We start from the raw sequence: 26,141 nt of genomic DNA on the forward strand, positions 1-26,141 counted from the left end.
CCATTCCCCCACCTCCCCACCTCCCCACCTCCAAATTATGGAACAGCCGAAAACAGAAAGAGAAAAAATGCTTGCTGGTGAGTTGTACGTTGCTGCGGATGCGGAGTTACAGGCTTTGCATTTGGAGGCTTGTCGGCTGACTCGTTTGTTTAATAATACGGGGGAGGAGGAGAGGAATTTGCGATCGCAACTCCTCCACCAACTATTCGCTAAAGTAGGAAAAAACCCCCAAATTATTCCTAATTTCTACTGCGATTATGGTTGTCATATTTATGTTGGTGACAACTTTTACATGAATTATGGTTGCGTAATTTTAGATTGCAATACAGTGCATATTGGCGATAATGTTTTGTGTGCGCCTTATGTGCAAATTTACACAGCTTATCATCCAGTAGACCCAAAAATTCGGTTAACAGGAAAGGAACTCGCTGCACCAATAAAAATCGGTAATAATGTTTGGATTGGTGGAGGGGCAATTATTTGTCCGGGTGTGACAATTGGTGACAATACTACTATTGGTGCCGGAAGCGTGGTAACAAAAAATATTCCTGAAAATGTGGTTGCTGCGGGAAATCCTTGTCGGGTAATTCGAGAGTTATGATTTTGAAGTATCAACAATCACGCTCATTTCTGCTGACGTTGTTGTTTGTAGTCGTAGCCTTCGTCGTAATCAATAGTGCCAAAGAGGTCTAATACTTTGAGCCGCTTGCGACGCTGGATGTATTCGCGCAGTGCGGTTTCGACTAGGGCATCCACAGTTGTCTGGTCATCAAGTGCCAGCGCCTCTTGCAACAAAGCTTCGTTAATGTTGAGTGGTGTAGCCACGATCGATTTTGAACCAACGACTGATTAAATTAATATTATCGTATTCCATAATCGCTTTTGGGCAAGCAAAAAGAGCGGCAGATGTAAGCGCCGCTCTTTGGATTATTAACTAAGTTTTTTAGCGGTTAATCAGCAGCTTTTTCAATCAAATGCCTTGCTACGCTTTGTGTTCCTGTATGCTGATAATAATTGGTTGCTACGTCTAAAAATGCGGCAACGTAATCTAATTTATCATCGGCAAAATCAATGTATTGTTTTAAGTGACTAACTACATTTTGTGGTGTTAATTGATGGGATTGCACAAAGTTATTCATCCACCCTTGTACGGCAGTGAAATTTTGTTCCATGAATCCTAACTTTTCGGTTGTGCTATTTCCCGGAATCATGCCACTAATGCTTTGAAAAGTTGGGTTTTGTTGTAAAGTGGCTGGGTTGATACTAGTCAAGTTTGTATGTACTTTTCTGATAAAATCAGGGCCAAGGGGAACTAAAGCATCTACGGAAACTAATGCCGCTATTCGCATTAATGATTGTCCGCTATACTTACTTAAACCATTGGCAAAAGCGCCAAAGTTGGTAACGGGGATTTGATGAATGGCAGAGAAAGCTAATAGTTCAATGACTAATTTTAAACCGAGATCGGCGCTTTGAATTACATCGGATTTCGGTGTTAGTTTATTTAAAAATGAGAGAAAGCTAACTTTTTCACTTAGTTTGTTTGCGATCGCCATCGCCCCCATCGCACTATCCGCTGTATCCGCAATCTGATACAACCAAATTGCCCGCTGATAACCTTGTGATTCATCATTGTATATTTTCAGGGCGCGATCGCGTATCTTCTTAATCTTATCTTTGTCTTTCTTCCCCGTCACCGCCCGAATCATATTATCAAAACCGACAATATTTTCCCACTCCCCAGGCACAATAAAATCTAACCCTTGCAACAAATAAACCGTTGTGTTTTTCGTCGGCAAATTATCTACTAATTCATCAATTCTTTTAGTTTGTGGCATAGTTTATCACTTATTCAACTCTCTATTTAGACAGCCCAAACTCGAAAAAGGTTCAAATCTGCCCAAATAACAGAAATTTCAAGAGACAATTAACTCAGCAGAACTAAGATACTTAGTAAGCTTTTTATGCTTTCAGTCCATTTTAATGGAATTGAGCTATTAGCCTGCGAATTGATTCGCAGGCGGGCTACAAACGCAGGTACAAGAAATCAATTAAACAATTTATCCTGTTCCCTTTCTTCCTAAATTTCTGCCGATGCTCTTTCAACCAAACGTCGTGCTAAAGTTTGAATTCCTGTATGTTCATAATAATTAGTTGAAACATCCAGAAAAGCAGCCAGATAATCTAATTTATCATCAGCAACGTCAATAAAGCTGGATAAATTGTGCGCTACATTTTGCGGAGTTAAATTATGAGAATTGACAAAATCACTCATCCACCCAGAAACCGAATTAAAGCTTTCCGCAATGAAGTTTTTCTTCCCTTCTGTACTACCTCCGGGAATTAAATCTTTCACGCTATTAAAGCTTTGATTGTTTTGCAATTCTTGGGGACTCATGGTGTTAAAATTAGACAAGACTTTTTGGATAAAATCTGGCCCCAAGGGAATTAAACCATCAAAGCAAACTAGCGCCGCCATCCGCATTAAAGACTCGCCGCTATAGTCTCCTAAAGCTGCTAAAAAGTCGCCAATACTATCACCAGGAATCCCGTTTATTTGACAAAAAGCGACTAATTCCACGACTAATTTTACTGCTAAGTCAATGGTTTGGGCTTTGTCAGCTTTCGGGGTGAGTTTATCCAGAAAACCCAATAAAGCAACCTTTTCTCCAACTTTATTTGCTAATGCTGCTGTACCCAATAATTTTGAGCCACTAGTAACAGTTTGGTACAGCCACAATGCAGTTTGATAACCTTGGGATTTGTCGTTATATAAAGTAACTGCCCGATCGCCAATTTGCTGAATTATCTCCTCGTCTGTTTCCCCAGTCACCGTGCGAATCGTATTATCAAAACCTACTAGATTTTGCCACTCTCCGGGAATCACAAAATCTAGCGATCGCAACGACATTACCGTTAACCCACCAGTAGGGAGTTCATCAACCAACTCGTAAATAGGTTTGCTCACAACAACTTCCTTGTTTTAGTAGTTTGATAATCTGAAATTGCCAAAAGTTTATTTCAACGCCGCAATAGCACGGAGATTGAATTTTTGCAACCATGCTTCGCGATCGCTTTGCGTAAAAGATGAGTCACGAGATTGCACTTTTACCTGATAGCGATCGCCCACCAAAACAGCTGTTCCATTACTTCCAATATTAGCCGCTGGATAACCAGCAATTGTTTTTCCACTACTTTGGAATTTCTGCTTCGCTGAAGGGTTATTCACCGTATCAGAAACCGAAAGCACAGCCACATCTTTACCATCTTTTTTCAATTTGTATTCTGCAAAACCTTTCTTCTCTTGGGCTGGTACTACTTGATAACCACCAGTCGATTTAGGAAAATATTTATTAAACTGTGCGCCTTGGGTAGATGTCTTCACTACCGCTGGAGTAGCATTTCTACCCGTGCTAGCATTTTGAGCTTGCTCGTAGCGCGAGGGAGCTTGTGTTGCACAAGAAGACACTAACAACAACAAGCCCAGTAAAAACGGAGCCAAAACTTTCTGGATTTTTCCGAAATTCATCGCTTTTTACCTAACTATAGGCTGCACGTTCCATATTGTCACCTAATTTTGGCAATTTGTCATAACTTTTAGTAAAATTAGTTTGCGCCCAATTATGACAAATACCTACTCAATCCTTATGTAACCACCAATTGTGAAGAGCTTGTCAGAAAAACCTAGAAATCTTTGATAAAGCTTAACAACTTATCTGGAAAAATTACCGGATTTTAGGCACACTAATATCAAGACCAGATTTTGCTTTTAGTTAACATAGTTACTTGCCATTAGAACTATTTATTGAGAGGTAATTGTATTGAAAGAAACTACACTGATTCAAGTACCACCGCGCTTAACAGTTTTAGAAGCTGTGGAATTTAGAAAAACCTGTCACGAACTTTGTCAAGCAGAAACTCCACCGAGTAAAATTATTTTCGATTTTAGTCATACCACTTTTATGGATAGTAGTGGTTTAGGAGCCTTAGTCAGCAATTTTAAAATTACAAAAGAACAGGGAATTGAATTAGTATTGCGGGACGTGCGTCCACAAGTCATGGCAGTTTTATCTCTGACTGGACTGAATGAAGTTTTGCCGATAGAACAAAGTGCGATCGCCCAACAACCAGCAAAATCTACCAATCAAAATGAAATTGTACCCCCACCTACTCATCCTTCTATTTATTCTTGGATTAAAAGATCCCTTGATGTTGTCGGCGCAATAGTAGGATTAGGAATTACAGCCATTTTATTTATTCCCATTGCCATTGCCATTAAACTAGACAGTCAGGGGCCAATTTTATTCGGTCAAATTCGCTGTGGTTGGATGGGCAAAAAATTTCGGATGTGGAAATTCCGTTCCATGTGTGTCAATGCAGAACAAATGAAATCACAAGTCCAAAACCAACTAGCTGGACCATTATTCAAAAACGATAACGATCCCCGAATTACTAAAGTCGGTCGGTTTTTGCGAAAAACTAGTTTAGATGAAATTCCCCAGTTTTGGAATGTCTTAATTGGCGAAATGAGTTTAGTTGGCACTAGACCACCTACACCCGACGAAGTAGAAAAGTATGATGTCCCTGAATGGCAGCGTTTAGATGTTAAACCAGGTATGACTGGAGAATGGCAAGTCAACGGTAGATCGCAAATTCGCAACTTTGAAGATGTGATCCGTTTAGATTTGAAATATCAACAGAATTGGAGTCTCATGTATGACCTAAAGTTGATTATCAAAACTATCTTCATTGTATTTAATAGAAATAGTGGCGCTTATTAGGTGATAAATTACCTCATATTTCACTATTGTTAGCAGCCAAGTTAGTGTTGCTGTTGTAGGGTAAGTACGGCACATTGAGAATTATGCAACACATAGTTACTGACACTGCCATGAATCGCATCTTTAAGATCGTAGTTAGCCCGTCTTCCCATGACGATTAAATCAGCCCCCCAAGTGCGAGCCAGATCGCAAATGTTCCACTTGGGATCGCCAAAATTTTGGGTCATCTCAGCTTTAATGCCTTTTGCGATCGCTTGCACCAAATGCGATCGCAACAACGCCAAGCTTTGTTGTTCAAAGTTCTCCCGCTGTTTTAAATAACTACTAATCGTCTCCTGATGAGTATTCAAGTGAGAACTTTTACTCACTTGAATACTCATATTGGGATAACCCTCCTCAAAAGGACTGAGGACGTGCAACAGCATTAATTCCGCATTACTGGTTTTCGCCATAAACAAAGCTGCTGCCAGAATATCATTGCTTGTTTCCAAAGAATCCATTGCTACCAGAATCTTTTTAAACATAAAGTTTTCGAGGTTGTTCAGAGGTTTTGTCGCGTAGAGGTTTTTTACCGATTCAAGCATAAGGCAAAAATTAAAACCTCAAGGATAAAAGAAAAGATTATTGATTTTTGTAAGAGCGAACACAAATCAATTATTCTTTATCCTTAATAAGAAAAGCTCTAGCAGAACAACCCGCTAGAGCCATGCCTTTGTAGAGACTGTAGAGACGCAAATCTCTATAACCAAACTTTAGTTATCAGCTGCCGCTTTCCATTTTGGCGATGTCAAGCATGGTCTTAATCACTGAGTCAGGATTTAAGCTGATGGAATCAATACCTTGTTCTACCAAGAAGCGGGCAAACTCTGGATAGTCAGAAGGTGCTTGACCGCAGATACCAATCTTACGGTTATTCTTCTTAGCTTTTTCGATCACCAACCGCACCATTTCTTTAATGCCAGGGTTGCGTTCGTCGAAAATGTGAGCCACTAAAGCAGAGTCACGATCTAATCCCAATGTTAACTGGGTTAAGTCGTTAGAACCGATCGAGAACCCATCAAACACTTCGCTAAACTCGTCTGCCATGATCACGTTATTCGGAATTTCGCACATCACGTAGACTTGCAAGCCATTTTCGCCCCGTTTCAAGCCATATTTTTCCATTTCTGCCAATACCTTACGTCCTTCATCAGGAGTGCGGCAGAACGGAATCATGGGAATCACGTTGGTTAGACCCATTTCATCGCGGACTCGTTTCACGGCGACACATTCCAAACCGTAAGCATCGCGATAATTGGGATCGTAGTAACGAGAAGCACCACGCCAACCGATCATTGGGTTTTCTTCTTTGGGCTCGAATTCTCGTCCACCCAGCAAGTTAGCATATTCATTGCTCTTGAAGTCAGACATCCGCAGCACCACTGGATTCGGATAGAATGCTGCCGCAATCATCCCGATACCATGAGCTAGCTTATCTACGAAGAAGTCAGCTTTATTTTCGTAGAGAGCGGTCAATTGTTGAATTTCCCACTTCGCTGCTTTATCTTCTAATTCGTCAAACTTCAACAATGCCAATGGGTGACATTTAATGTGATTGGCGATAATGAATTCTAAGCGAGCTAGACCAACACCATCACAAGGAATCGAGGATAAACCAAAAGCTTCTTCTGGATTACCAACGTTCATCAAAATCTTAGTCTTGATTTCTGGCAGGTTATCCAGTTGGGTTTCAATGATTTCAAAAGGTACTAAACCTTCGTAAACCCGTCCTTCTTCACCTTCCGAACAAGAAACGGTAATTTCTTGACCAGATTTGAGCAAACCAGTAGCATTGCCGCAACCTACGATCGCCGGAATACCCATTTCACGAGCAATAATCGCGGCGTGGCAAGTCCGTCCACCTTGGTTGGTTACGATCGCACTAGCTTTCTTCATAATTGGTTCCCAATCCGGGTCAGTCTTATTGGTAACTAAAACTTCACCAGCTTGGAATTCATCAAGATTATGCACGTCGAGAATGACACGAGCCTTACCTTGACCAATCATTTCCCCAACTGCACGTCCGGTAGTCAATATATTTCCTGTGCCATTCAATTTGAAGTTACGCAGGACGCTACCAGATTTCTGCGATTGAACGGTTTCTGGACGAGCTTGAACGATATAAAGTCCGCCATTTAAACCATCTTTTGCCCATTCAATGTCCATCGGTGTATAAGTACCGCGAACCGCTGAATAGTGGTCTTCAATTATGCAAGCCCATTTACCCAATGTAAGAATTTCGTCATCAGTGAGAGCAAATTTAACTCTTTCTGATTGAGCTACTGATACGTTTTTCGTCAGTTTAGTACCACCGACATCGTAGATCATTTTGATCTCTTTCGTACCCAAGCGTTTTTCCAGAATTGGGCGGAATCCTTCTTTTAAAGTAGGTTTAAAAACGAAATATTCATCGGGGTTAACCGCACCTTGAACTACGTTTTCACCTAACCCATAAGCGGCTGTAACTAAAGCAGCATTCTTGAAGCCTGTTTCTGTGTCAATTGAGAACATAACACCAGAAGAAGCTAAGTCAGAACGCACCATCTTTTGTACACCAACTGACAAGGCAACTTCAAAATGATCGAAGCCTTTAATTGTCCGATAAGAAATAGCACGGTCAGTAAAAATAGAAGCAAAACATCTGTGACAAGCTTCTAAAACCGATCTGACTCCATGTACGTTCAAATAAGTTTCTTGTTGACCTGCAAAACTGGCATCTGGCAAGTCTTCCGCAGTCGCAGATGAACGTACAGCTACGTCAACGTCTTGACTTTGGGCTTCACATTGTTCTTTGGCTTCGCCTTCAAATCGATCGCATAATTCGCTATTGTAACCGTAGCGTTCGCATAGTTTTTGATATGCTGATGCGATCGCCGCTTGCAAATCTGGTGGGAACGGTGTATCGAGGATTAAAGCCCGTGCTTGTTTGCCACGTTCTCTTAAATTATTAACATCCTCAACATCCAAATCCGAGAAAATTTGCCGTAGCTTTTCTTCTAATCCAGCACCTTTAACAAAGTACCGATAAGCATAAGCTGTTGTCGCAAAACCCGTAGGAACACTTATTCCTTTCGGTGTTAATTCTTGAATCATTTCTCCCAGAGAGGCATTCTTTCCACCTACTAAGGGAATATCAGCAATTCCTACTTCTTCAAACCACAGAACTAATGCTTTGTCTTTAGATTCTGGTGATGTTTTTTGTTGTAGAGCAGTAACCATAATTCATTTCCTTCACGCTCCTTAATTAACAGGATAAACATCACTTTCTAGATTCTCGCCAAATGCAGAAATTCTTTAGAATCTTCTCCCGTTACCTACTTTTTCTACCATTGAGTTCCCAAAGTAAAAAAATTTTATTTTTCCAGGTTTCAACCTAACTCTTGCCAAAAAACTGACTACACATAACTTCATAAAAACCGGGAATGGCTTTGGTAATTGTTAACTAATCATTGAGACTCTACCAGGATAAGTATTGAATTATCTCTATCAGTTATCTGCCAAACCCAGGTTTTTTCCTCACTGCCTAGCGGCTAAACTGAACTGAAAAATCCTGACCATCGAGTTTTCCAGCCCCAAAAATAGTATTAATCGAATTATTAGCACCGTACTCCACCCGCATATTTCCAGAAGCATCAGCCATTCCCGAACTAGTAACCCGAATATTTAGCGACTGGGCATCTTTATTCACCAAATCACCAGAAAACCGGGCTTGATTTCCATCTGCTAACAAGAAAACTAACTCAGCCTTGCCATTTGGTTGAACAGTTACCCAAGCCCTACTAATATTTCGATTCGGACGACCCTGCAAAGTAAATAAACCACTTCCCGCTTGCGAGAAATTCATCCCCTGACCAGCAGCATTATCCTGAGAACCGTTACTAAACTCAAAAGTTAAAGGCTGACCATCCAAACGACCCCTACCCGACATTGAATTTATCGAATTAGGTAGCCCGTAGGAAACCGTAACTTCCCCCGAAGCATCAGCATTACCAGAACTAGTCAGCGAAATTCTCAAAGTATTTGCACTTCGGGAAACTAACCGACCACCAAACCGAATCGTCCCACTGCCATCAGCATAAGTTAAACCTAAATCAACAGTTCCATTTGGTCGAACAATCACCGATGCACGTTCAATACGTCTAGTCGGACGGTTGCCAATTTTGAGTGTACCGCTACCTTGCTGAGTCAAATTCAGTGCCGTTGCTTGTGCTAAAACTTGAATGCTTTGAGACTGGCGCGAAGAAACTTTTCCCACATCACCAACCGGAGTAGCCGCCTGAGTGACCTGCACTCCCAACCAAGGAAAAACTAAACTAGTTAAAACTATTGCCCCTTGCTGAAATTTATTCATTATTCAAATTCTCCCAATGATTTAACTCTAAGCAGAAAGTAATTATAATGACACAGTTTTATACCCGCAAGTTCCTCAGCCATTCGCTAGATTCATTTTTATAGATTTAAACTAAGCTAATATCATCTCTCTGTTTCGATCGAAAATGAGCTATTTAGAAACGACCGTAAAATTTTACACCGAAGTAGCAGAACAACCACAAGTTGGTCTATGTTGCGTGCAAAGTAGTCCCCTGCAATTACCAGGATTAAAAATTCCTAAACAAATGCAGGAAATGAATTATGGTTGTGGTAGTACCGTTCATCCTACAGAATTAGCAGGCGAACCAACAACACTTTATGTCGGTGTCGGTGGCGGTTTAGAAGCCTTACAATTTGCTTATTTTTGTCGTCGTCCCGGCGCAGTAATCGCCGTCGATCCTGTAGAAGCAATGCGTCAAGCCGCAACGCGAAATTTAGAAATTGCTGCTCAACAAAACCCTTGGTTTGATGTTAGCTTCGTCGAAATTCGTACAGGTGATGCTTTTAATCTGCCAGTTGCCGATGCTTCTGTAGATGTCGTAGCGCAAAATTGTTTATTTAATATCTTTGAACCAGCCGATTTAACTAAAGCTCTTCAAGAAGCATATCGCGTTTTGAAACCTGGGGGACGCTTAATTATGAGTGACCCTATTGCTACCAGTCCAATTCCCGAACATTTGCGCCAAGATGAACGTTTACGAGCGATGTGTTTATCTGGTGCGTTAACCTATCAAGAGTATATTCAACACTTAGTTGATGTTGGATTTGGACAAGTAGAAATTCGTGCCAAACGCCCCTACCGAGTTTTAGATTGTCAAAGTTATAATTTGACAGAACCGTTAGTTTTAGAAAGTCTCGACTCGGTAGCTTTTAAGGTGCTAATTCCTGAAGATGGCGCTTGTGTTTTTACAGGTAGAACTGCCATTTATCTAGGTGCAGAAGAGTTTTTTGACGACTCGGCTGGACATTTGTTACAACGTGGTGTACCCGCAGCAGTTTGTGATAAAACCGCGAAAAAGTTAGGTTCATTACCTAGTAAGGAAATTTTAATTACTGATTCTACTTGGCATTACACTGGCGGCGGTTGTTGTTAATTGTTTGCGTCGGTGATTAAAGTGAAATGGTGCGTTACGTTATCAATAACGCACCCTACGTAGAGAGGAAAAGTTAGCTGTGATAAATTTTAGTAAAAAACTGAGTGCGCCTTTAACTAAAAGACAAATAGAAGTTTTACAAATTAATTTAGGTAAACGTTGTAATTTGGCTTGCCATCATTGTCATGTAGAAGCTGGGCCAAAACGGACTGAAGAACTTTCCTCAGAAGTTTGTCAACAATTAATTGATTTGATTTATCAATTTCCCCAAATCAAGATTGTTGATTTGACTGGTGGTGCGCCAGAAATGAACTATGGTTTTAAGCCGTTGGTAGCAGCGGCTAGAGAAACCGGAAAACAAGTAATTGTCAGGTCTAATCTTACTATTTATTTTGTGGATGGTTTTGGCGATCTTCCTGAATATTGTGCTGATAATCAATTGAAAATAGTTGCTTCTTTACCTTGCTATTTGCAAGATAATGTGGATAAAATGCGTGGTAAAGGTGTGTATGATGCTTCAATTAAGGCGCTGCAATGGTTGAATGAGTTGGGTTACGGTAGAAATCCGAATTTAATTCTGGATTTAGTTTATAATCCGCCTGTGCCTAATAGCGAAAACTTTTCTTTAACTCCCAGTCAAGACAAGTTAGAAACAGATTACAAAATGTTCTTGCAAGAACATTTTGATGTTTGTTTTAATAGCTTGTTGACGATTACTAATTTACCGATCGGCAGAACCAAGCTACATTTAGAAAAACAACAGCTTCATACTCCCTATCTAAATTTCTTGGAGTCAAATTTTAATCCGAGTACGATCGCCAATTTAATGTGCCGCAATGAGTTATCTATTGATTATTTGGGTAACGTTTATGACTGCGACTTTAACCAAATGGAAAACTTACCAGCTAAAACTCCCGATGGTGAAACTGTGACAGTTGCGAAGTTATTAAAAGCCGGAACTTTAGACTTAATTACCCAAGTACAAACAGCAAACTATTGTTATGGTTGTACCGCTGGTTCCGGTTCCAGTTGTGGCGGCGCTTTGGTAGATTCGTAGTATCAACTTCAGTCGTCCAATCTTTACAGAAATTATATCAAAGCTTTACACAATCTTTAAGTATGAAAGTAGAATTTTACTTTCATCTCAGTATTTTTTTTGATAAGGTACGTAGGAGTACTGTAAATCGCTATTAAATTACTGCCAAAACCACTTAATTACATCGATCTAGAATCACTCTAGCCAACCTGAATTTGCTGATTAAGTAAGGTTTGGCGTTAAAAACTGACGAGCATTTTTATTAACTTAAAAAGGCTAACTTTCGCAATAAAATTTGTGTTCATTGCTGCCAAATAACCATTAACTAATTACTCATTGTCGAATAAGTTTACCCAAATAAAAAAATCGATAAAACGGGAAATACAATGTAATATGTAAGCTGATTAACCAGTGGCAATCTACCAGGAAAAACCAAATGAAATGGTATTATGTGTTTCCGTTGACACTATTTTGTTACTTGCTAAATGGAGTTCCCAACATCCAAGCAGGAACATTAGGAGAATCATTAATTGCTCAAGAGTCAGAAAACGAAAATCTTCTTGTTAATTCACGTTTCCCAGAACTCAAACGTGGGATAAACCTGAGCGAATGGTTTACAAACACTAATAAATTCAATCCGAATCACTTCACTCAAGAAGACCTGCGATCGATCAAAAGTTTAGGATTTGAGCACGTTCGTTTACCGATCGCACCTGAATTCCTCTTTGATGAAAGCAACCCCGCAGTATTAAAGACTGATTACCTTAGTGATTTAGATCGAGCACTCGATCTGATTCAAGCAAATGATTTGTCAGTAATTATTGACTTACATCCCAAGAATGATTTCAAGGAAAAACTGGCAACAGATGACACTTTTGTAGATAGCGTGACACAGTTTTGGGGCAGTTTAGCTAAACACTTAAGTAGCCGCAATCCAGAGCAAGTATTTCTGGAAGTAATCAATGAACCATCTTTTAATTACTTTCTCCAAAATGATCCGACGATCGATCCAGTAGAACGTTGGAATGTAGTGCAGAGAAAACTAGTAGATGCGATTAACAAAGAAGCACCGAATCACACCATAATTTTGAAAGGTCATGATTGGGGAGAAACTATTAATAGTTTGTTGGAATTGACTCCTATAAAAGAGGAAACTTCAACAGTAGACACCACGTTAGAAGAGAACTCAACGCCTGTAGAACCCGGAGAAGAAACAGTTGCAGAAATAAACAAACCTAGTGAAAAGTATGTTTATAACTTTCACTTCTACGATCCGATGATATTTACCCATCAGGGTATCACCTGGCTTGATGAGGAACTTGCCTTTATTAAAAATCTTCCCTATCCTTTCAACGAAGAAGTTTGTGCCGCAGCTGTAGGGGAAATAGTTGACGAAACAGCTAAAATTTGGGCACAGGATTATTGCAATCAACAGTGGGATGCAGCCAGACTAGAAAGGCGAATTGCTCAAGCTGCAAACTGGGCGCAAGAACATAACGTGCTATTGACGGCAAATGAGTTTGGTGTCTATCGTAATTTTGTTCGTCCCGAAGATCGTGTTGCTTGGTTGGGAGACGTGCGATCGCTATTTGAAAAATACAATATTGGCTGGTCAATGTGGGACTATTTTAGCCCCTTTGGTTTAGTTAGAGAAAATGAATTTGGCGATCGCATCCTCAATGAAAACATTGCTACAGCACTCGGTTTAACCTTGCCAACAATACCATCAGAGTCAGAGTCCAGCACATCACCCACAGTCACCCCAGAGGCAGAAATTGAAAACTCGGTGACTCCAGAAGATCAACTATCATCGCTGGTTATCTCAAACAAAGAACTTGAGAGTTTGCTGACTCCCCAAGAGATCCCGCAGCCGAAAAGAGTTCCCGAACCCAGTGCGATCGCCGGATTTGCCGTTCTAACTTACATGGGCAAAAAATTAAAGCGTAGAGCTTAAACGTAAGCCCATAATCACCAAGTTCCTTTCTATGCCATCGAGTTCCCCAACACCCGGAAGATAACCCCATTGTTGGAAACCCATTTTCTCGAATAAGCGCAAACTTGGTTGATTATGGGCAAAAATATAGCCGATTAAAGTTTTAATCCCTAGTGCTGGACTTTTGTCGATCGCAGCTTTTAAAAGTTTTCCTCCCACACCACAGCCTCGATGATTTACCGAAATGTAAATACTCAACTCTGCCGTATATCGGTAAGCGGGTCGGTTATAACAAAACGGTTGGAAACTCAGCCAGCCCACAATTACCCCATCTATTTCCGCTACCCACACAGGTCTACTATCTGGCGTGTGCTCCCGAAACCAAGCTTGGCGACTTTCCACCGTCACAGGCTGAACATCCCCAGCCGCAATCCTTCCCGGAATTGAAGCATTGTATATTTCTACAATTACTGGCAGGTCAGACTCAGTGGCATCCCGTAGATTCATAGAATTTAGAAAAAATCACTAAAAAAACCATTGACAAATTCTAAAACAGTTGGCAGAATAGAGATCGCGTCGAAAGAGACAGCGAAAAAACAAAAAACACCGAGGGACTGTAGTTCAATTGGTTAGAGCACCGCCCTGTCACGGCGGAAGTTGCGGGTTCGAGCCCCGTCAGTCCCGTTCTTAAGCTAATAAATGTTAATTAATCTCTGGTAGTTCCGAGCAAAATTTTGCTTTTGGGGACTGGGAATGACAGGCAGGATGCCTGTCCTACGGGACTGGGATTTTTTGAGTACTTTCTTTTTCTAATAGCAAAGTTACAGGGCCATCATTAACAATTAAAACATCCATCATTGCCCCAAATATTCCTGTTTCTACTTTGAGTCCGCTTTGGCGCAACTTTTGGACAAAGCGATCGTACAATTCTTTTGCAGGTTGAGGTGTCGCTGACTTATCGAAAGAAGGACGGCGACCTTTACGACAATCACCATACAAAGTAAATTGACTAATTACCAAAAGTTCCCCGTTAATTTCTTGGACAGATTTCGAGAAGCGATCGCCATTTTCCCCATCAGGAAAAATCCGCAACTCCAAACACTTTCGCACCATCCAATCTAATTCAGCTTCCGTATCATTACTTGAAATTCCCACTAAAAGATTGAGTCCGCGCCCAATTTTCCCAACAACTTCACCCTCAACTTCCACTTGCGAAGACTTAACTCGCTGAATTACCACACGCATAATTTAGTTATTCGTCTTTTGTCATTTCTTATGGGATAGTAGGTAATAGGTAAAAATTTTGCTACTACCTACTTTACTAAACAACTATTTCCCAAAACCTTTACCACGATTCGCGGTGGGAATACAGAGACATTTTTCCAATTGTTCTTTCAAAGTCTCAATATCTAAATTTTGACCAATCAACACCAATTGATTTTTTGGATCGCCTTTCCAATCTTCATCATCCATTGTGAAACGCTTACCACAAAGGTGGAAAATATGCCGTCTCGGACTTTCATCAAACCAAAGAATTCCCTTAGCACGAAATACCGTATCTGGCAATTGATTATCTAAGAAATATTGAAACTTCTTAATTGCCAAAGGTCGATCGCTAGCAAAAGAAATCGAAGTAAAACCATCATTTTCTAAATGATCGGAATGATGATGATGGTGGTGATGATGATCGTGGTCATGGTCATGATGATCGTGGGTGCAATGACCGTGGTCATGATCGCAATTAGAATGATCGTGGTCACGATCGTGGTGGTGATGATCTTCGTGCTTTGATTCGGAAGATTCAAAATATTTATCAGATTCAAATAAACCCACACTGAGAATTAAAGCCAGAGGCACTTCTGACTTAGTTGTTCGCAGAATTCTTGCGCCTTCTTTAATATCCCGAATCTTAACTTCCAACAAATCTAAATCTGCCTCATCCACCAAATCAGACTTATTTAATAAAATCACATCGCCATAAGCAATCTGATTGTAAGCAGCTTGGGAATTAAACAAATCCAAACTGTAATTTGCTGCATCTACTACAGTAATAATCGAATCCAATCTGGTAAAATCGCGCAATTCAGTTCCTAAAAAAGTCAAAGCCACAGGTAGCGGATCTGCCAATCCAGTAGTTTCTACTACTAAATAATCTACCTTATCTCCCCGTTCCAAAACCTTGTAAACTGCATTAACCAAATCATTATTAATCGTGCAGCAAATACAACCGTTACTTAACTCCACCATATCATCACCAGTGGAGATAATTAACTCGTTGTCAATGCCAACCTCGCCAAACTCATTAACGAGAACTGCGGTTTTTAAACCTTGTTGATTAGTTAAAATGTGATTGAGTAAAGTAGTCTTGCCACTACCGAGAAAACCAGTAATAATTGTCACTGGTAAACCTTGTTTTGGGGCGTTCATTGCGATCGCTTGTTCAGAAGAAGCTGCTGTTTGCATAGTATAGTTCTAAAGTAAGTTAGACAATTCAAAAAAAGTAGGATAACCTAAATCAAATTATCCGCAAATTTCAGCTAGGATAAGTTCTACATCATCACTAAGTAGCCTTGCTACCCACTGCAAAACCTCGACACAAACCCACCTGTGTTGGTTGTTTAACCAACTTCCAAGCTTGCACCTGATTAAATCCCGCTGCTTTTAGCATATTAGCTAGACACATTAAAGTTGGCACCCAGTAATTAGTAGAATTTCCCCCATACTCATTATTGGGATAAAATTCCATAACCATCTGCTTACCCGAATAACCATGACCCAAACCACCTTGATAAGGGCTAAAATCATCTAAAATCGCTGACTCTAGATATAACTCATCATCACATAAACCAGCTAACTTATCCAAAGCTAACAGCGGATATCGCAAGTGATACAAAGTCCCAAAACAAAAAACCACATCAAACCGACCCAGCCTTTCCTCCGAGACATCATAAACAGACATCTCTATTCGCTGACAAATATCCTCACTATAGCCAAGCGCCTCACGACAAAGATCGAAAGTATCCCAAGCACAGCGTTGATTTTCCTCCAACTGACCTAGATAATCCGAAAAATCATCAATAGCAACAACCTCTTTAGCACCCCGTTTCAAAGCTTCAAAACTCCAGTAACCATCCCAAGCGCCAACATCCAAAACCCGCTTACCTGTAAGATCTTTTGGTACACCGTAACTAGCTTGATTTATCGGAGCCCATCCCGGCGTAACAATTCCACCCGGTAACTCAATTTTGTGATACCAAAAAGGAAATGCTGCTATTCGCTCCTGTAAACTCTGAGACATGACACTTACTTTACTGCAATCAAAATTGGTTTTGCTGAGTCATCATAAACTAATAACGTAAGTTGCTAGTTATTAATTCTTTCGGAGTTCCCCCTTATTTATTAGTTCCCCTTATTTATTTAGTTCCCCCCTTAATAAGGGGGGTTAGGGGGGATCTAATGCTGTGATTACTAGGTTTTGATCCCCCCAACCCCCCTTATTAAGGGGGGCTAAGAAAGAGTCAGACTTGTAAGTAGCAACTTGAGTTAATAGAATAGTATTTTCCCCTGTAGACTAGGAAGCTAGTTAATCTGTCAATATTTTTTCTCAATTTAGCTTTATGACCCTAACGCTTTACAATACCCTGACTCGTCGAAAAGAAACCTTTACACCCCTAGAACCAGGTAAAGTGAAAATGTACTGCTGCGGCGTGACGGTGTACGACTATTGCCATTTGGGTCATGCGCGTTCCTATATTGTTTGGGATATGGTGCGCCGCTATTTGCTTTGGCGAGGATATCAAGTTCGCTACATCCAAAATTTTACGGATATTGACGATAAAATTCTCAATAAAGCACGGCAAGAAAATTCTTCAATGGAAGCCGTAGCGGAAAAATACATTCAAACTTATTTTGAAGATATGGATCGGCTAAATATCATGAAAGCCGATGAATATCCTCGTGCTACTCATACTTTAGACGGAATTAAGCGATTAATTCACGAATTAGAACACAAAGGTTTTGCTTATCCCGCTGCTGGCGATGTTTATTACACAGTGGGGAATTTTTCCCAGTATGGCAAACTTTCCGGTCGCAATTTGGCAGATATGCAAGCGGGGGCGAGTGGTAGAGTTGAAGTAGAAGACCCGGAAGCGGCGAAGAAAAAACACCCTTTTGATTTTGCTTTGTGGAAAGCGGCGAAACCGGGAGAACCTGCTTGGGAGTCGCCTTGGGGTGCTGGTCGTCCGGGATGGCATATTGAATGTTCGGCGATGGTGCGTCAATGCTTGGGGGAAACTATTGATATTCATGTGGGTGGTGCTGATTTAGTTTTTCCCCATCATGAAAATGAAATTGCTCAGTCGGAAGCTGTTACAGGTAAGAGTTTAGCTAGCTATTGGTTACACAATGGCATGGTGAATGTCGATGGGGAAAAAATGTCTAAATCTTTGGGCAATTTCACTACAATTCGCCAGTTATTAGATGCACCAAATGCACCCGACCCAATGGCAATAAGATTGTTTGTGATGCAAGCAAATTATCGAAAGCCGATCGATTTTACAACCGAATCAATGCAAGCTGCCCAAAATAGTTGGAATACCTTAAAAGAAGGTTTGCTTTTCGGTTATGAATACGGCAAAAAATTAGGTTGGGAAAATCTTTCCCCAGTCCCCAGTCCCCAGTCCCCAGTCCCTAACCCCTACGAACAACGCTTTCAAGAAGCAATGGATGATGATTTCAACTCTCCTGCTGCTTTAGCGGTTTTATTTGAAATTGCGAAAGAATTGGGTAAGGAAGGTAATATCTTAGTCCATGAAGGGAAAACTAAAACTTCTCCTGAAGAGTTAGAAACTCAATGGAAAAGTTTAGTTAGTTTAGCGAATGTTTTGGGTTTAGAAGTTACACCAGAAACGGAAACTGATCGATCTGCTGATGGGTTAACTGATGCGGAAATTGAGGATTTAATTCAACAGCGACAGGCGGCGCGAAAGGCGAAGAATTTTGGAGAGAGCGATCGCATTCGTGACCAATTAAAAGCTGCTGGAATCACCTTAATTGACACCCCAGAAGGTACTCGTTGGCATCGCAGTTAATTACGACTAAAGTCGCAACTACGAACCTGTTGTTTGTAGTTGCGACTTTAGTCGTAGCTTTACCTTTTTAGCACTATTCTTTCTCCATAATTCAGCAGTCTTTCCAAACTAGCTAAACGATTATTCCAAGTTTGCACTTGATAGTTATTTCTCATGGAATGTAATCGCATCCAACCGCTAAATTGAAAGCGAAAAAGTTTTAAAGCTTTTTTCGCTGCATCCAAATTACTGGCATTTGGTTTTTCTGCTAAACGATTTAAAGCTTTTAAAAGTGCGGTGCTTTGAGTGTTATATTGTTCCCTTTCAGATTGCGTCATTAACAGTTGATTTGAACTTAATAAAAAGTTCCATTCTCGCTGAAGAATTGTCAATCGATTTGCTGCTGCTGCAAAAGGTTGACGCAAAGGGAATGGTTCTTTATTATCCCGTCTAACTGTTGGTTGGGTGCGGTTAAAAATTCCTAGCAAACTATTACTAAAATGCTCCATTGCAAACAAGGCGTAACCGCCATTTGGGGAATCTCTGACTAATTGAATTTGATCGATCGCACTCAAATCAGGTAAATTCAAAAGTAAAATTCCCGGTAAAACTAAAGTAGAACCTAAACTTTCACTAGTTAACCAAGGTTGTGCCAATTGTTGAAAACGATTCGTATCTTGAGCATAAGCCATTGGTAAAACTAAATCAACATCACCTCGCCTTGCCCAAACTTCCCAATGTTGTTGCAACATTTGAATTCTTTGCGCTTCTGGATAACCAAAAACCGCCACCGATAAAATTAAATCAGACCGTTTTTGGCGCAACATTTGGGCAACTTCTGCCACAAAAGAATTAACTTGTTCGGTGCGGAATTCAGTCCATTTTTGCCAAAGCGGATGATTAGGATAAATATTAATTGGATCGACACCCGTTAATTGTTGAAATTGCTGTCTTGCTGCTCCCCCATAACCATAAATAAATCCCCTTTGGGGGTCTTGAAATGGGTAACGAATGTAATCTAATTGCAATCCATCTACTTTATAGCGGCTAACAATTTCTTCAAATAACTTTAGTAAATAACGTCTGGCTTCGGGATTTGCGGGATCTAAAAATGGCTTAGTTTGTCCTACAGGAATAATGTTACCTTGGCGATCGTAATTTGCCCAACCTGGATTAGCTGTTAATACCGGGCCAAGATAATCTTGTGGTTGATTTAAAATTGTATTGTGGCGTTGATTTCCGATCGCAAAAGTCCAAACCCAAGCGTGTAACTCCATCCCCCGTTCATGCGCCAATTTAACCGCCGCTTCTAACGGGTCCCAACCTTTAGTTAAAGGGTTTTGTTCCGGTGCAACTTTGCTCGGATAAATTGAATAACCAGCATTAACAACTTCAAAGAAAATTGTATTAATTCCTGCTTGTGCCAAACGGTCAAAAACCTTAGCTAAACCCTGTTCTGAACCAGCTTGAACAATAGTTCCTCTATCTAACCAAATCGCCCGAATTTCCGAATTTTCGACTAAGCGATCGAGCGGATACAAATTATACAAACTTTGCCGACTTTTTAACCACTGACTCCGCGCATTACCATAATCTCGATTAGCAATTAATCCCGGCAAAGATTGCACAACTTCTCGCGCTTGTTGCAGCGTATTTGTTGCTGATAACTGATTATTAGTTAAACCAGTTGCAGCAACCGTAGTCGGAGTATTTCCCCCCTTTCCCTCGGCGATTCTCACCGAATTATTCCCAGCATTAGCAGTTAATAAAGCACTCTCCACCCTACCAATTAAATTTTCTAACTCTTGGCGCATTGCGATCGCCTCCGACGGCGAAATCGCCTCTGCCCCAGGCGCAACCCGAATCCCCGCAGCTGCCACCCTTTCCGTAGGGTCGGGGATTGGGGATTGGGGATTGGGGACTGGGGATTGGGGATTGGGAGTGACAGGCAGGATGCCTGTCCTACGGGATTGAGGATTAGGGATTGGCGATTGGGGACTGGGGATTGGCGACTGGGCGCTAGGAACTACGGAAGTCGCAAGGTTGAGAGGTGGCGAGGTTGGGAGAGTATTTCCCCTCTGCCCCTCTACTCCTCTGCCCCTCTGCTCCTCTACCCCTCTGCCCCTCTGCCCCTCGGCTCCTCTGCCCCTCTGCCCCTCTGCTCCTCTGCTCCTCTGCACCACAGGCGCAACGGCGACAGGCACAGCATTAGGAGAAACGCAATTTCCCACAGTAGCGGTAGATACACCACTTACAGATTTAACCCCGTAGCGATTGAGGGCTGATTTCAGCCAAGCTAAATCTGTTTGGACATTTGCCACCGCATCCACACCCCAGCGCCAACCGAAAAAAGTTGTCCGGTTAGTATTTACCACTGCTGGAGGACTATCCTTAACTGACCAAGTAGCAGCAGTTTGACTACTCAAAGTTGTGGGAATCACTACTCCCCCGTGAACAACACCTCGGAGAGAAGATTCCGAATCTTTTTGTTGATTAGCTGTTTTGCTAGGTTTCAGCGTCGAAGGTTCCGAAAGCGGAAAAGCCCAATATGCGCCCAAAACACCGCGCAACATTTGGCGCACTTCTGGCGCAGAAAGATTACCTGCTGGGCCACTAACAATTAAGCGACCGCCTTTTTTCATCCATTCCATAAGTGCGATCGCCTGTTGTGGTGATAAACTTTCCACATTCGGCAAAAATAGCACCTTTGTCCCCGTCAAATCAGTAGCTTGCTGCACACTCTGCAAATCCACCACACAATAAGCCACACCACTCTGATTCAACCGATTCGTAATCCCCATCCATTGCGTAGCATTATCCCCACTCCGCACCACACCTAAACTCACCCCTTCCGCCAAAGCAGCAGAAGAGAAAAGGCAGAAGGCAGAAGGCAGAAGGCAGAAGGCAACACTTTTCCTCACATTTTTCCTCACACTTTTCCTCACACTAAATCAGAATTTACCACTATTGGGGGAATGGTTGTGTAGCCTTAATTAAGCAAATCTTGATCTGAATCGAGTTTAATTCCCGGTAAAAAATCAGGGTTTTCTATTTGTGACCAAGTATAAGAATTGCTAGAGGGAAATGTTTTAAATGGCATTTCCGTTCCTCTAACAGCTAAAGCTAAACCAGATTGATATGCTTGTGCGATCGCTTCTGGCAGATAATGCTTTAAACTAGGATTTTCTTCTAGTAATTTGAGAACTCTATAACGCTGTTCCCGAATTGTCGCCACCCAACTTCTAGACCTGCGATTAGGTTGATATTCCCACTTCAACAAGTGTCCCAGTAAAACTCCCAAACGATTGATTAATTCTCGCCTTTCCTGCTTCCCCAAAGAATCTATTTCCTCAATCAAATTTTCAATATCAAGATTATTTAGGTCACGCTTACGTAACAACTCTACTTGTCTTTGAGTCCAAGCGTAAAAGTCAGTTTCGTATAAATCAACAAGTGAAAGATTCATATCAGACGGCTTTATACCCATTTAAACTATCCGTAGGGTGCGTTAACGCCAGTGTAACGCACCATCTCACCATATTTAGCACCAAATGCGTAATTCCTAGTAGATTTTAGGGCAAACTTCCGCAAAAATTTGAGAGACAACACCACTAACCCACAATTTCATTAACCGGAAATCTATCCATTAATTGCAAAGCACGACTCGTATTTCGCTTAATAGAATCCGGCAAATTCGGCACATGAGGTATTTGTGAAAGAAAATCCAGAGTTCGGCGTAACATCCGCACCACATCTCCTTCATCTAAAGTAGTATTTTCGCATAGTTGCACCCACTCTACTCCCAAAGCCCATTGTTCCACTAACCCAATTAATTCATCTTCCAACCAAACAGGTAAAGCTACATTATGCCGTCTTTGTACTTGGAAAAGTTGCCTTCTAATTCCCCGTAATTTACTCAAAGCTTCCTGAACTTCCCCAGAAGGAATATATCTGCTTTCCGAATCTGGGCGAGGTGTTTCTGTTACCAAAGCGGCTACTGCTGCTGCTAAATGATGGGGGTCTAATTCATCCAATTCGCCTGACATTAAAGCCAATCCTAACCATAACTCATTATCTCCCCGAATCGCTGCCGCTGCTTGTCCTAACGAAGTCGGAGTTAATTCATCCAAGCAACCAAAGCTTTGTAAAATCAAAATTAAATCCAAGAATTCCTCCCAATGACGTTGGGATTCTTGCTGAAGTTTTTCTTGCAATAAGTTAATTTCAGTTTGCAGAGTAATCAAGCGCCGATTACGTTTAATTAACGTCCCTGGATTTCCCCATTGCAGAATTGGATGATTTTCTAACTGTGCTTCCACCGCCTTAACTCTTTGATGTTGCGCCGCAACTTCTGGCGCTTCTTCTGGTGGTGGAGGTACAGGAATTGAACGGGCAATTGTCTCAGTTTCTTCCACACCTGACCGCACACTACCAAATTTTATCTGCATTTCTGGTGGTGGTCCTGACAAATTATCTACCTTAGATAAGCGAGGTAATTCTGCATGAAAACCGACTACATCATGAACTCCTACCACATACCAACGGTTATCTTTACCCAAACAAATTAAATAAGGAGTTTGTCCAGGGCCAGGTTTTTTATTAACTAAAACTGCCGGGATAGGTGTAGAAACAGGAACGTGCTTACCTTTAAGACTAAGAACAGTTCCGGCAACAGCAAAAGGTAAAGCAGTGGTAATATCACTAGATAAAATATCAACCGATTGTTGTTGTAAGGTTTTTAATAATTGCTTTTCTGCCTTTAGTCTTTGTTGTAATTTCTCATAGTTAGCAATTAAATCTGGATTTACTTGCTGCATTTGATTTTGCAGTTGATCGACTTCTTTTTGCAACTTTTGCACCGCTTTCCGATTCGGTTCTAAGTGCAATGTTGACAAATATTGTCCAAAGCTACGTTCAATTAATTCTTTTGCTTCTTCTAAAGTGTGAGTTTGCAGCAGGTTCAAAACCATGCCATAACTAGGGGTAAATTGACTTACCAAAGGGTCAGCTTTTGATGTTGCTAAATAAGCTGCTTCTTTCGACCCTTCAAATGGTGTTTGTAATGTTACAACATAGCCTCTTTTATCCATTCCCCTTCTACCTGCCCTACCTGCCATTTGCAGAAATTCCGAGGCGGTAAGTAATCTATGTCCTCTGTCGGTACGTTTGGAAAGGGTAGAAATTACAGTGGTTCTCGCTGGCATATTAATTCCAGCGGCTAAAGTTTCGGTGGCAAATACTACTTTAATTAAACCTTCTTGAAATAGTTCTTCGACAAATCCTTTCCAAGTTGGTAAAATTCCCGCATGGTGAGCAGCAATTCCCCGATACAAAGGTTCAACTTGTCCCACTCTTGCTGCTTCAGGATAACGGGCTAAAAATTCATCTATTTTAGTTTTTAATAATTCTTGTTCTGTTTTATTAACTAATGTCAGTTCTCCAACTTCTGCTACTGCTTGGTCACAACCACGACGACTAAAAATAAAGTAAATTGCAGGTAGCATATCCCGCTGGCGTAATTGATTCAGAATAAAGGGTAAACTTGGGCTTTCGGGACGTTTGCCGCTAGTTTGTTGTCCGGGTTTAGGTTTGAGGCGGGGATTGATTTTGTTATTTTCTGGGTTGAGTAGGGGAAATACGCCTTTGGGATTTCCGAAGTAAAATTCTAAAGGAATCGGGCGAAAGTTAGAGTAAATTAAGTCTGTGGGCCCATGAACTTCGGTGATCCAATCTGTTAGTTGTTGGGAGTTGGCGACGGTGGCGGAAAGTGCTACGAGTTGAATTTCTTTTGGGCAGTAAATGATCGATTCTTCCCATACTGTACCGCGTTGGCGATCGTTCATGTAATGACATTCGTCCAACACTACTGCTTCTACTCCCACTAAAGATGTCCCAACTTCACCAATCGGAGTTCCGTAAAGCATATTACGGAAAATCTCGGTGGTCATCACTAAAATGGGCGCATCCCGATTAATTGAGGTATCACCCGTCAACAACCCCACATTCTGACTACCAAACTGTTGCCCAAAGTCACGCCACTTTTGATTAGAAAGGGCTTTTAATGGAGTGGTGTAAAATACTCGCCCGTTGTTGTGGAGCGCACGATAAATGGCATATTCGCCTATTAAGGTTTTCCCCGAACCTGTGGGGGCGCAAACAACAACCGAACGACCTGCATTTAAGGATGCGATCGCATCTAACTGGAATTTATCCAGCTGAAATGGGAAAATATCTTCTAAATTGAGCGTTGCTGAAGTAGGGGAAGATTTCACACACTAAAATCCAAACTAATATTATAAATTAAATTTACTAATCTCGGATGCAATCAAAAAGCTCTTTCCGATCGATCCTACCTGATTTTTCCGTTAATCTCAAACAGTTAAACCAGGTATCCTAACTTGATAGCTAAGATACCTGGTTATTCTCATAATTACTTTTAGTAACTAATTTTGCAACTGGAATGTTAGCTTACACTCGAAACCGAGAAGGCAACGAAAATCAAAGCACTTACCAGCACTAACGCTAACGCACCCATAATCACGTAGTTACGCTTTTCTGCTTGAGTCGGAGGTGTTGCTTGGTAAACTTTCGGCTCAACTGCAAAATTGTTTAAACGTCCACCTTCTTCGGTTGTGTAGGGCATAGAATAATCCTTTATTAAACTTATTATTTATTGTAACAATACTTTGCAGAATTTTTCGCCTCAATCTTAGATTTTCTTAATATTCACCTTCTGGGGACTGGGGACTGGGGACTGGGGACTGGGGACTGGGGACTGGGGACTGGGGACTGGGGACTGGGGAAAGTTTTGAGTTTTGAGTTAAAAATTCCCCTCTGCCCCTCTGCCCTAAACTAATTAATAGTACCCGTGACGGGAGAACTAGCAACGGCGTAAGATTTTACCGGGATGCGCCCAGCTAGGTAGGCTAGTCTTCCGGCGGTAACTGCTAAGTTCATGGCTTTTGCCATTGCTGCGGAGTTTTGGGCTTGGGCGATAGCGGTATTAATTAACAAGGCATCTGCGCCCATTTCCATTGCAGAGGCGGCTTCGCTGGGCGTACCAATTCCAGCATCTACGACTACGGGAATTTTGGCATTGTCAATAATTATCTGAATATTGGCAGCATTTTTGATCCCCTGACCAGAACCAATGGGAGAACCCAAAGGCATCACCGTAGCACAACCCGCTTCTTCCAGGTGTTTAGCCAACAATGGGTCAGCATTAATATAAGGTAGAACGGCAAAGCCTTCTTTAACTAACTTTTCAGCCGCTTGCAAAGTGCCAATGGGATCAGGTAAAAGATACTTGGGATCAGGGATAACTTCCAATTTGACAAAGTTATTGTCTTCTTGCCCCAAAAGTTTTGCCATTTCTCGCCCTAACCGGGCTACCCGAATCGCATCTTCAGCGGTTTGACAGCCTGCGGTATTAGGTAACATCCAAATTTTAGACCAATCCAAGGCTTCTGCTAATCCTTCATGTCCGGGGGCGTTAGTTTGCACTCGTCTGACGGCGACGGTGACAATTTCGCAGCCGCTAGCAATTACGCTTTGCTGCATTTCCGGGATGCTACGATATTTACCTGTTCCGGTCATCAGGCGAGATTTAAAGGTTTTTCCGGCGATGGTGAGGGGTTGATCTGCGATCGCTTCTATCGAATCAATGGTAGATTTATCTAAAATTTGCATTGCTAGATACAGAATTACTAAAAATATTGTGCAAAAGAATCGAACCAACTCTAACTAAATTAGCACCTTAAATGTTAATTCAATTTGTCAGTTATCCTGAAAATTTCCCTGAAAATCATTTGAATTTAA

General features: G+C 41.3%; 22 protein-coding genes and 1 tRNA gene. 7 read left to right on the forward strand and 16 right to left on the reverse strand.

Features of this window, described 5'->3' with window-relative positions:
* The first annotated feature begins 37 nt into the window (after positions 1 to 37).
* A complete protein-coding gene (locus ACE1B6_RS05140; protein WP_413256170.1) occupies positions 38 to 601 on the forward strand; it encodes a sugar O-acetyltransferase in 564 nt (187 codons plus the stop codon).
* Between the two features lie 23 nt (positions 602 to 624).
* Here ACE1B6_RS05140 and ACE1B6_RS05145 read toward each other — a convergent pair whose 3' ends face one another.
* From ACE1B6_RS05145 to ACE1B6_RS05160, 4 genes are all read right to left on the reverse strand, one after another.
* Positions 625 to 825: a type II toxin-antitoxin system VapB family antitoxin gene (locus ACE1B6_RS05145; RefSeq protein WP_413256171.1), complete on the reverse strand. Its 201-nt coding sequence runs from the start codon at positions 823 to 825 to the stop codon at positions 625 to 627.
* 125 nt (positions 826 to 950) lie between these two features.
* Positions 951 to 1,838 carry a hypothetical protein gene (locus ACE1B6_RS05150; RefSeq protein WP_413256172.1) on the reverse strand — a complete coding sequence of 296 codons (888 nt, stop codon included), beginning with the start codon at positions 1,836 to 1,838 and terminating at the stop codon, positions 951 to 953.
* A gap of 242 nt (positions 1,839 to 2,080) precedes the next feature.
* Positions 2,081 to 2,968 carry a hypothetical protein gene (locus ACE1B6_RS05155; protein ID WP_413256173.1) on the reverse strand — a complete coding sequence of 296 codons (888 nt, stop codon included), beginning with the start codon at positions 2,966 to 2,968 and terminating at the stop codon, positions 2,081 to 2,083.
* Positions 2,969 to 3,016: 48 nt separating this feature from the next.
* Positions 3,017 to 3,529 (reverse strand): hypothetical protein, encoded by a 513-nt coding sequence (locus ACE1B6_RS05160; protein ID WP_413256174.1) that lies wholly within the window; start codon positions 3,527 to 3,529, stop codon positions 3,017 to 3,019.
* A 292-nt stretch (positions 3,530 to 3,821) separates the two neighbouring features.
* Between ACE1B6_RS05160 and ACE1B6_RS05165 the strand changes: the two genes are divergently transcribed.
* Positions 3,822 to 4,781 carry an anti-sigma factor antagonist gene (locus tag ACE1B6_RS05165; protein WP_413256175.1) on the forward strand — a complete coding sequence of 320 codons (960 nt, stop codon included), beginning with the start codon at positions 3,822 to 3,824 and terminating at the stop codon, positions 4,779 to 4,781.
* A 41-nt stretch (positions 4,782 to 4,822) separates the two neighbouring features.
* Here the strand turns inward: ACE1B6_RS05165 and ACE1B6_RS05170 are convergent, their stop codons facing one another.
* From ACE1B6_RS05170 to ACE1B6_RS05180, 3 genes are all read right to left on the reverse strand, one after another.
* Complete coding sequence (locus ACE1B6_RS05170) at positions 4,823 to 5,305, reverse strand: universal stress protein (RefSeq protein WP_413256176.1); 483 nt, start codon at positions 5,303 to 5,305, stop codon at positions 4,823 to 4,825.
* 235 nt (positions 5,306 to 5,540) lie between these two features.
* A complete protein-coding gene (gene ppsA / locus ACE1B6_RS05175; protein ID WP_413256177.1) occupies positions 5,541 to 8,039 on the reverse strand; it encodes a phosphoenolpyruvate synthase in 2,499 nt (832 codons plus the stop codon).
* Between the two features lie 304 nt (positions 8,040 to 8,343).
* Positions 8,344 to 9,171: a hypothetical protein gene (locus tag ACE1B6_RS05180; RefSeq protein WP_413256178.1), complete on the reverse strand. Its 828-nt coding sequence runs from the start codon at positions 9,169 to 9,171 to the stop codon at positions 8,344 to 8,346.
* A 145-nt stretch (positions 9,172 to 9,316) separates the two neighbouring features.
* Between ACE1B6_RS05180 and arsM the strand changes: the two genes are divergently transcribed.
* From arsM to ACE1B6_RS05195, 3 genes are all read left to right on the forward strand, one after another.
* Positions 9,317 to 10,285 carry an arsenosugar biosynthesis arsenite methyltransferase ArsM gene (gene arsM, locus ACE1B6_RS05185; RefSeq protein ID WP_413256179.1) on the forward strand — a complete coding sequence of 323 codons (969 nt, stop codon included), beginning with the start codon at positions 9,317 to 9,319 and terminating at the stop codon, positions 10,283 to 10,285.
* Positions 10,286 to 10,364: 79 nt separating this feature from the next.
* Positions 10,365 to 11,342 (forward strand): arsenosugar biosynthesis radical SAM (seleno)protein ArsS, encoded by a 978-nt coding sequence (gene arsS, locus ACE1B6_RS05190; RefSeq protein ID WP_413256180.1) that lies wholly within the window; start codon positions 10,365 to 10,367, stop codon positions 11,340 to 11,342.
* A 415-nt stretch (positions 11,343 to 11,757) separates the two neighbouring features.
* On the forward strand, positions 11,758 to 13,275 hold the full coding sequence (locus ACE1B6_RS05195; protein WP_413256181.1) for a glycoside hydrolase family 5 protein: 1,518 nt from the start codon (positions 11,758 to 11,760) through the stop codon (positions 13,273 to 13,275).
* Here ACE1B6_RS05195 and ACE1B6_RS05200 read toward each other — a convergent pair.
* Positions 13,258 to 13,761 (reverse strand): GNAT family N-acetyltransferase, encoded by a 504-nt coding sequence (locus ACE1B6_RS05200; protein WP_413256182.1) that lies wholly within the window; start codon positions 13,759 to 13,761, stop codon positions 13,258 to 13,260. The genes ACE1B6_RS05195 and ACE1B6_RS05200 overlap by 18 nt on opposite strands.
* Before the next feature lie 103 nt (positions 13,762 to 13,864).
* Between ACE1B6_RS05200 and ACE1B6_RS05205 the strand changes: the two genes are divergently transcribed.
* Positions 13,865 to 13,938, forward strand: a tRNA-Asp gene (locus tag ACE1B6_RS05205).
* A 90-nt stretch (positions 13,939 to 14,028) separates the two neighbouring features.
* Here the strand turns inward: ACE1B6_RS05205 and dtd are convergent.
* From dtd to ACE1B6_RS05220, 3 genes are all read right to left on the reverse strand, one after another.
* On the reverse strand, positions 14,029 to 14,499 hold the full coding sequence (gene dtd, locus ACE1B6_RS05210) for a D-aminoacyl-tRNA deacylase (protein WP_413256183.1): 471 nt from the start codon (positions 14,497 to 14,499) through the stop codon (positions 14,029 to 14,031).
* Between the two features lie 84 nt (positions 14,500 to 14,583).
* Complete coding sequence (locus tag ACE1B6_RS05215) at positions 14,584 to 15,717, reverse strand: CobW family GTP-binding protein (RefSeq protein WP_413256184.1); 1,134 nt, start codon at positions 15,715 to 15,717, stop codon at positions 14,584 to 14,586.
* Between the two features lie 97 nt (positions 15,718 to 15,814).
* Positions 15,815 to 16,552 (reverse strand): DUF1698 domain-containing protein, encoded by a 738-nt coding sequence (locus ACE1B6_RS05220; RefSeq protein ID WP_413256185.1) that lies wholly within the window; start codon positions 16,550 to 16,552, stop codon positions 15,815 to 15,817.
* A gap of 319 nt (positions 16,553 to 16,871) precedes the next feature.
* On the opposite strand from ACE1B6_RS05220, the gene cysS reads away from it, so the two are divergent.
* Positions 16,872 to 18,344, forward strand: coding sequence for a cysteine--tRNA ligase (gene cysS, locus ACE1B6_RS05225; protein WP_413256186.1), 1,473 nt, complete (start codon positions 16,872 to 16,874; stop codon positions 18,342 to 18,344).
* A 59-nt stretch (positions 18,345 to 18,403) separates the two neighbouring features.
* Here cysS and ACE1B6_RS05230 read toward each other — a convergent pair whose 3' ends face one another.
* From ACE1B6_RS05230 to ACE1B6_RS05250, 5 genes are all read right to left on the reverse strand, one after another.
* A complete protein-coding gene (locus ACE1B6_RS05230) occupies positions 18,404 to 21,244 on the reverse strand; it encodes a glycoside hydrolase family 10 protein (RefSeq protein WP_413256187.1) in 2,841 nt (946 codons plus the stop codon).
* Positions 21,245 to 21,312: 68 nt separating this feature from the next.
* On the reverse strand, positions 21,313 to 21,789 hold the full coding sequence (locus ACE1B6_RS05235; RefSeq protein WP_413256188.1) for a DUF29 domain-containing protein: 477 nt from the start codon (positions 21,787 to 21,789) through the stop codon (positions 21,313 to 21,315).
* A gap of 145 nt (positions 21,790 to 21,934) precedes the next feature.
* Positions 21,935 to 24,595, reverse strand: a complete 2,661-nt coding sequence (locus ACE1B6_RS05240; protein WP_413256189.1) for a DEAD/DEAH box helicase — start codon at positions 24,593 to 24,595, stop codon at positions 21,935 to 21,937.
* A 191-nt stretch (positions 24,596 to 24,786) separates the two neighbouring features.
* Positions 24,787 to 24,966 carry a photosystem II assembly protein Psb34 gene (gene psb34 / locus ACE1B6_RS05245; protein ID WP_413256190.1) on the reverse strand — a complete coding sequence of 60 codons (180 nt, stop codon included), beginning with the start codon at positions 24,964 to 24,966 and terminating at the stop codon, positions 24,787 to 24,789.
* 209 nt (positions 24,967 to 25,175) lie between these two features.
* On the reverse strand, positions 25,176 to 26,012 hold the full coding sequence (locus tag ACE1B6_RS05250; RefSeq protein WP_413256191.1) for a thiazole synthase: 837 nt from the start codon (positions 26,010 to 26,012) through the stop codon (positions 25,176 to 25,178).
* Positions 26,013 to 26,141 lie beyond the last annotated feature (129 nt).

It is taken from the genome of Floridaenema fluviatile BLCC-F154, assembly GCF_041929135.1.
In the GTDB taxonomy this organism is placed as follows: Bacteria; Cyanobacteriota; Cyanobacteriia; order Cyanobacteriales; family Aerosakkonemataceae; genus Floridanema; species Floridanema fluviatile.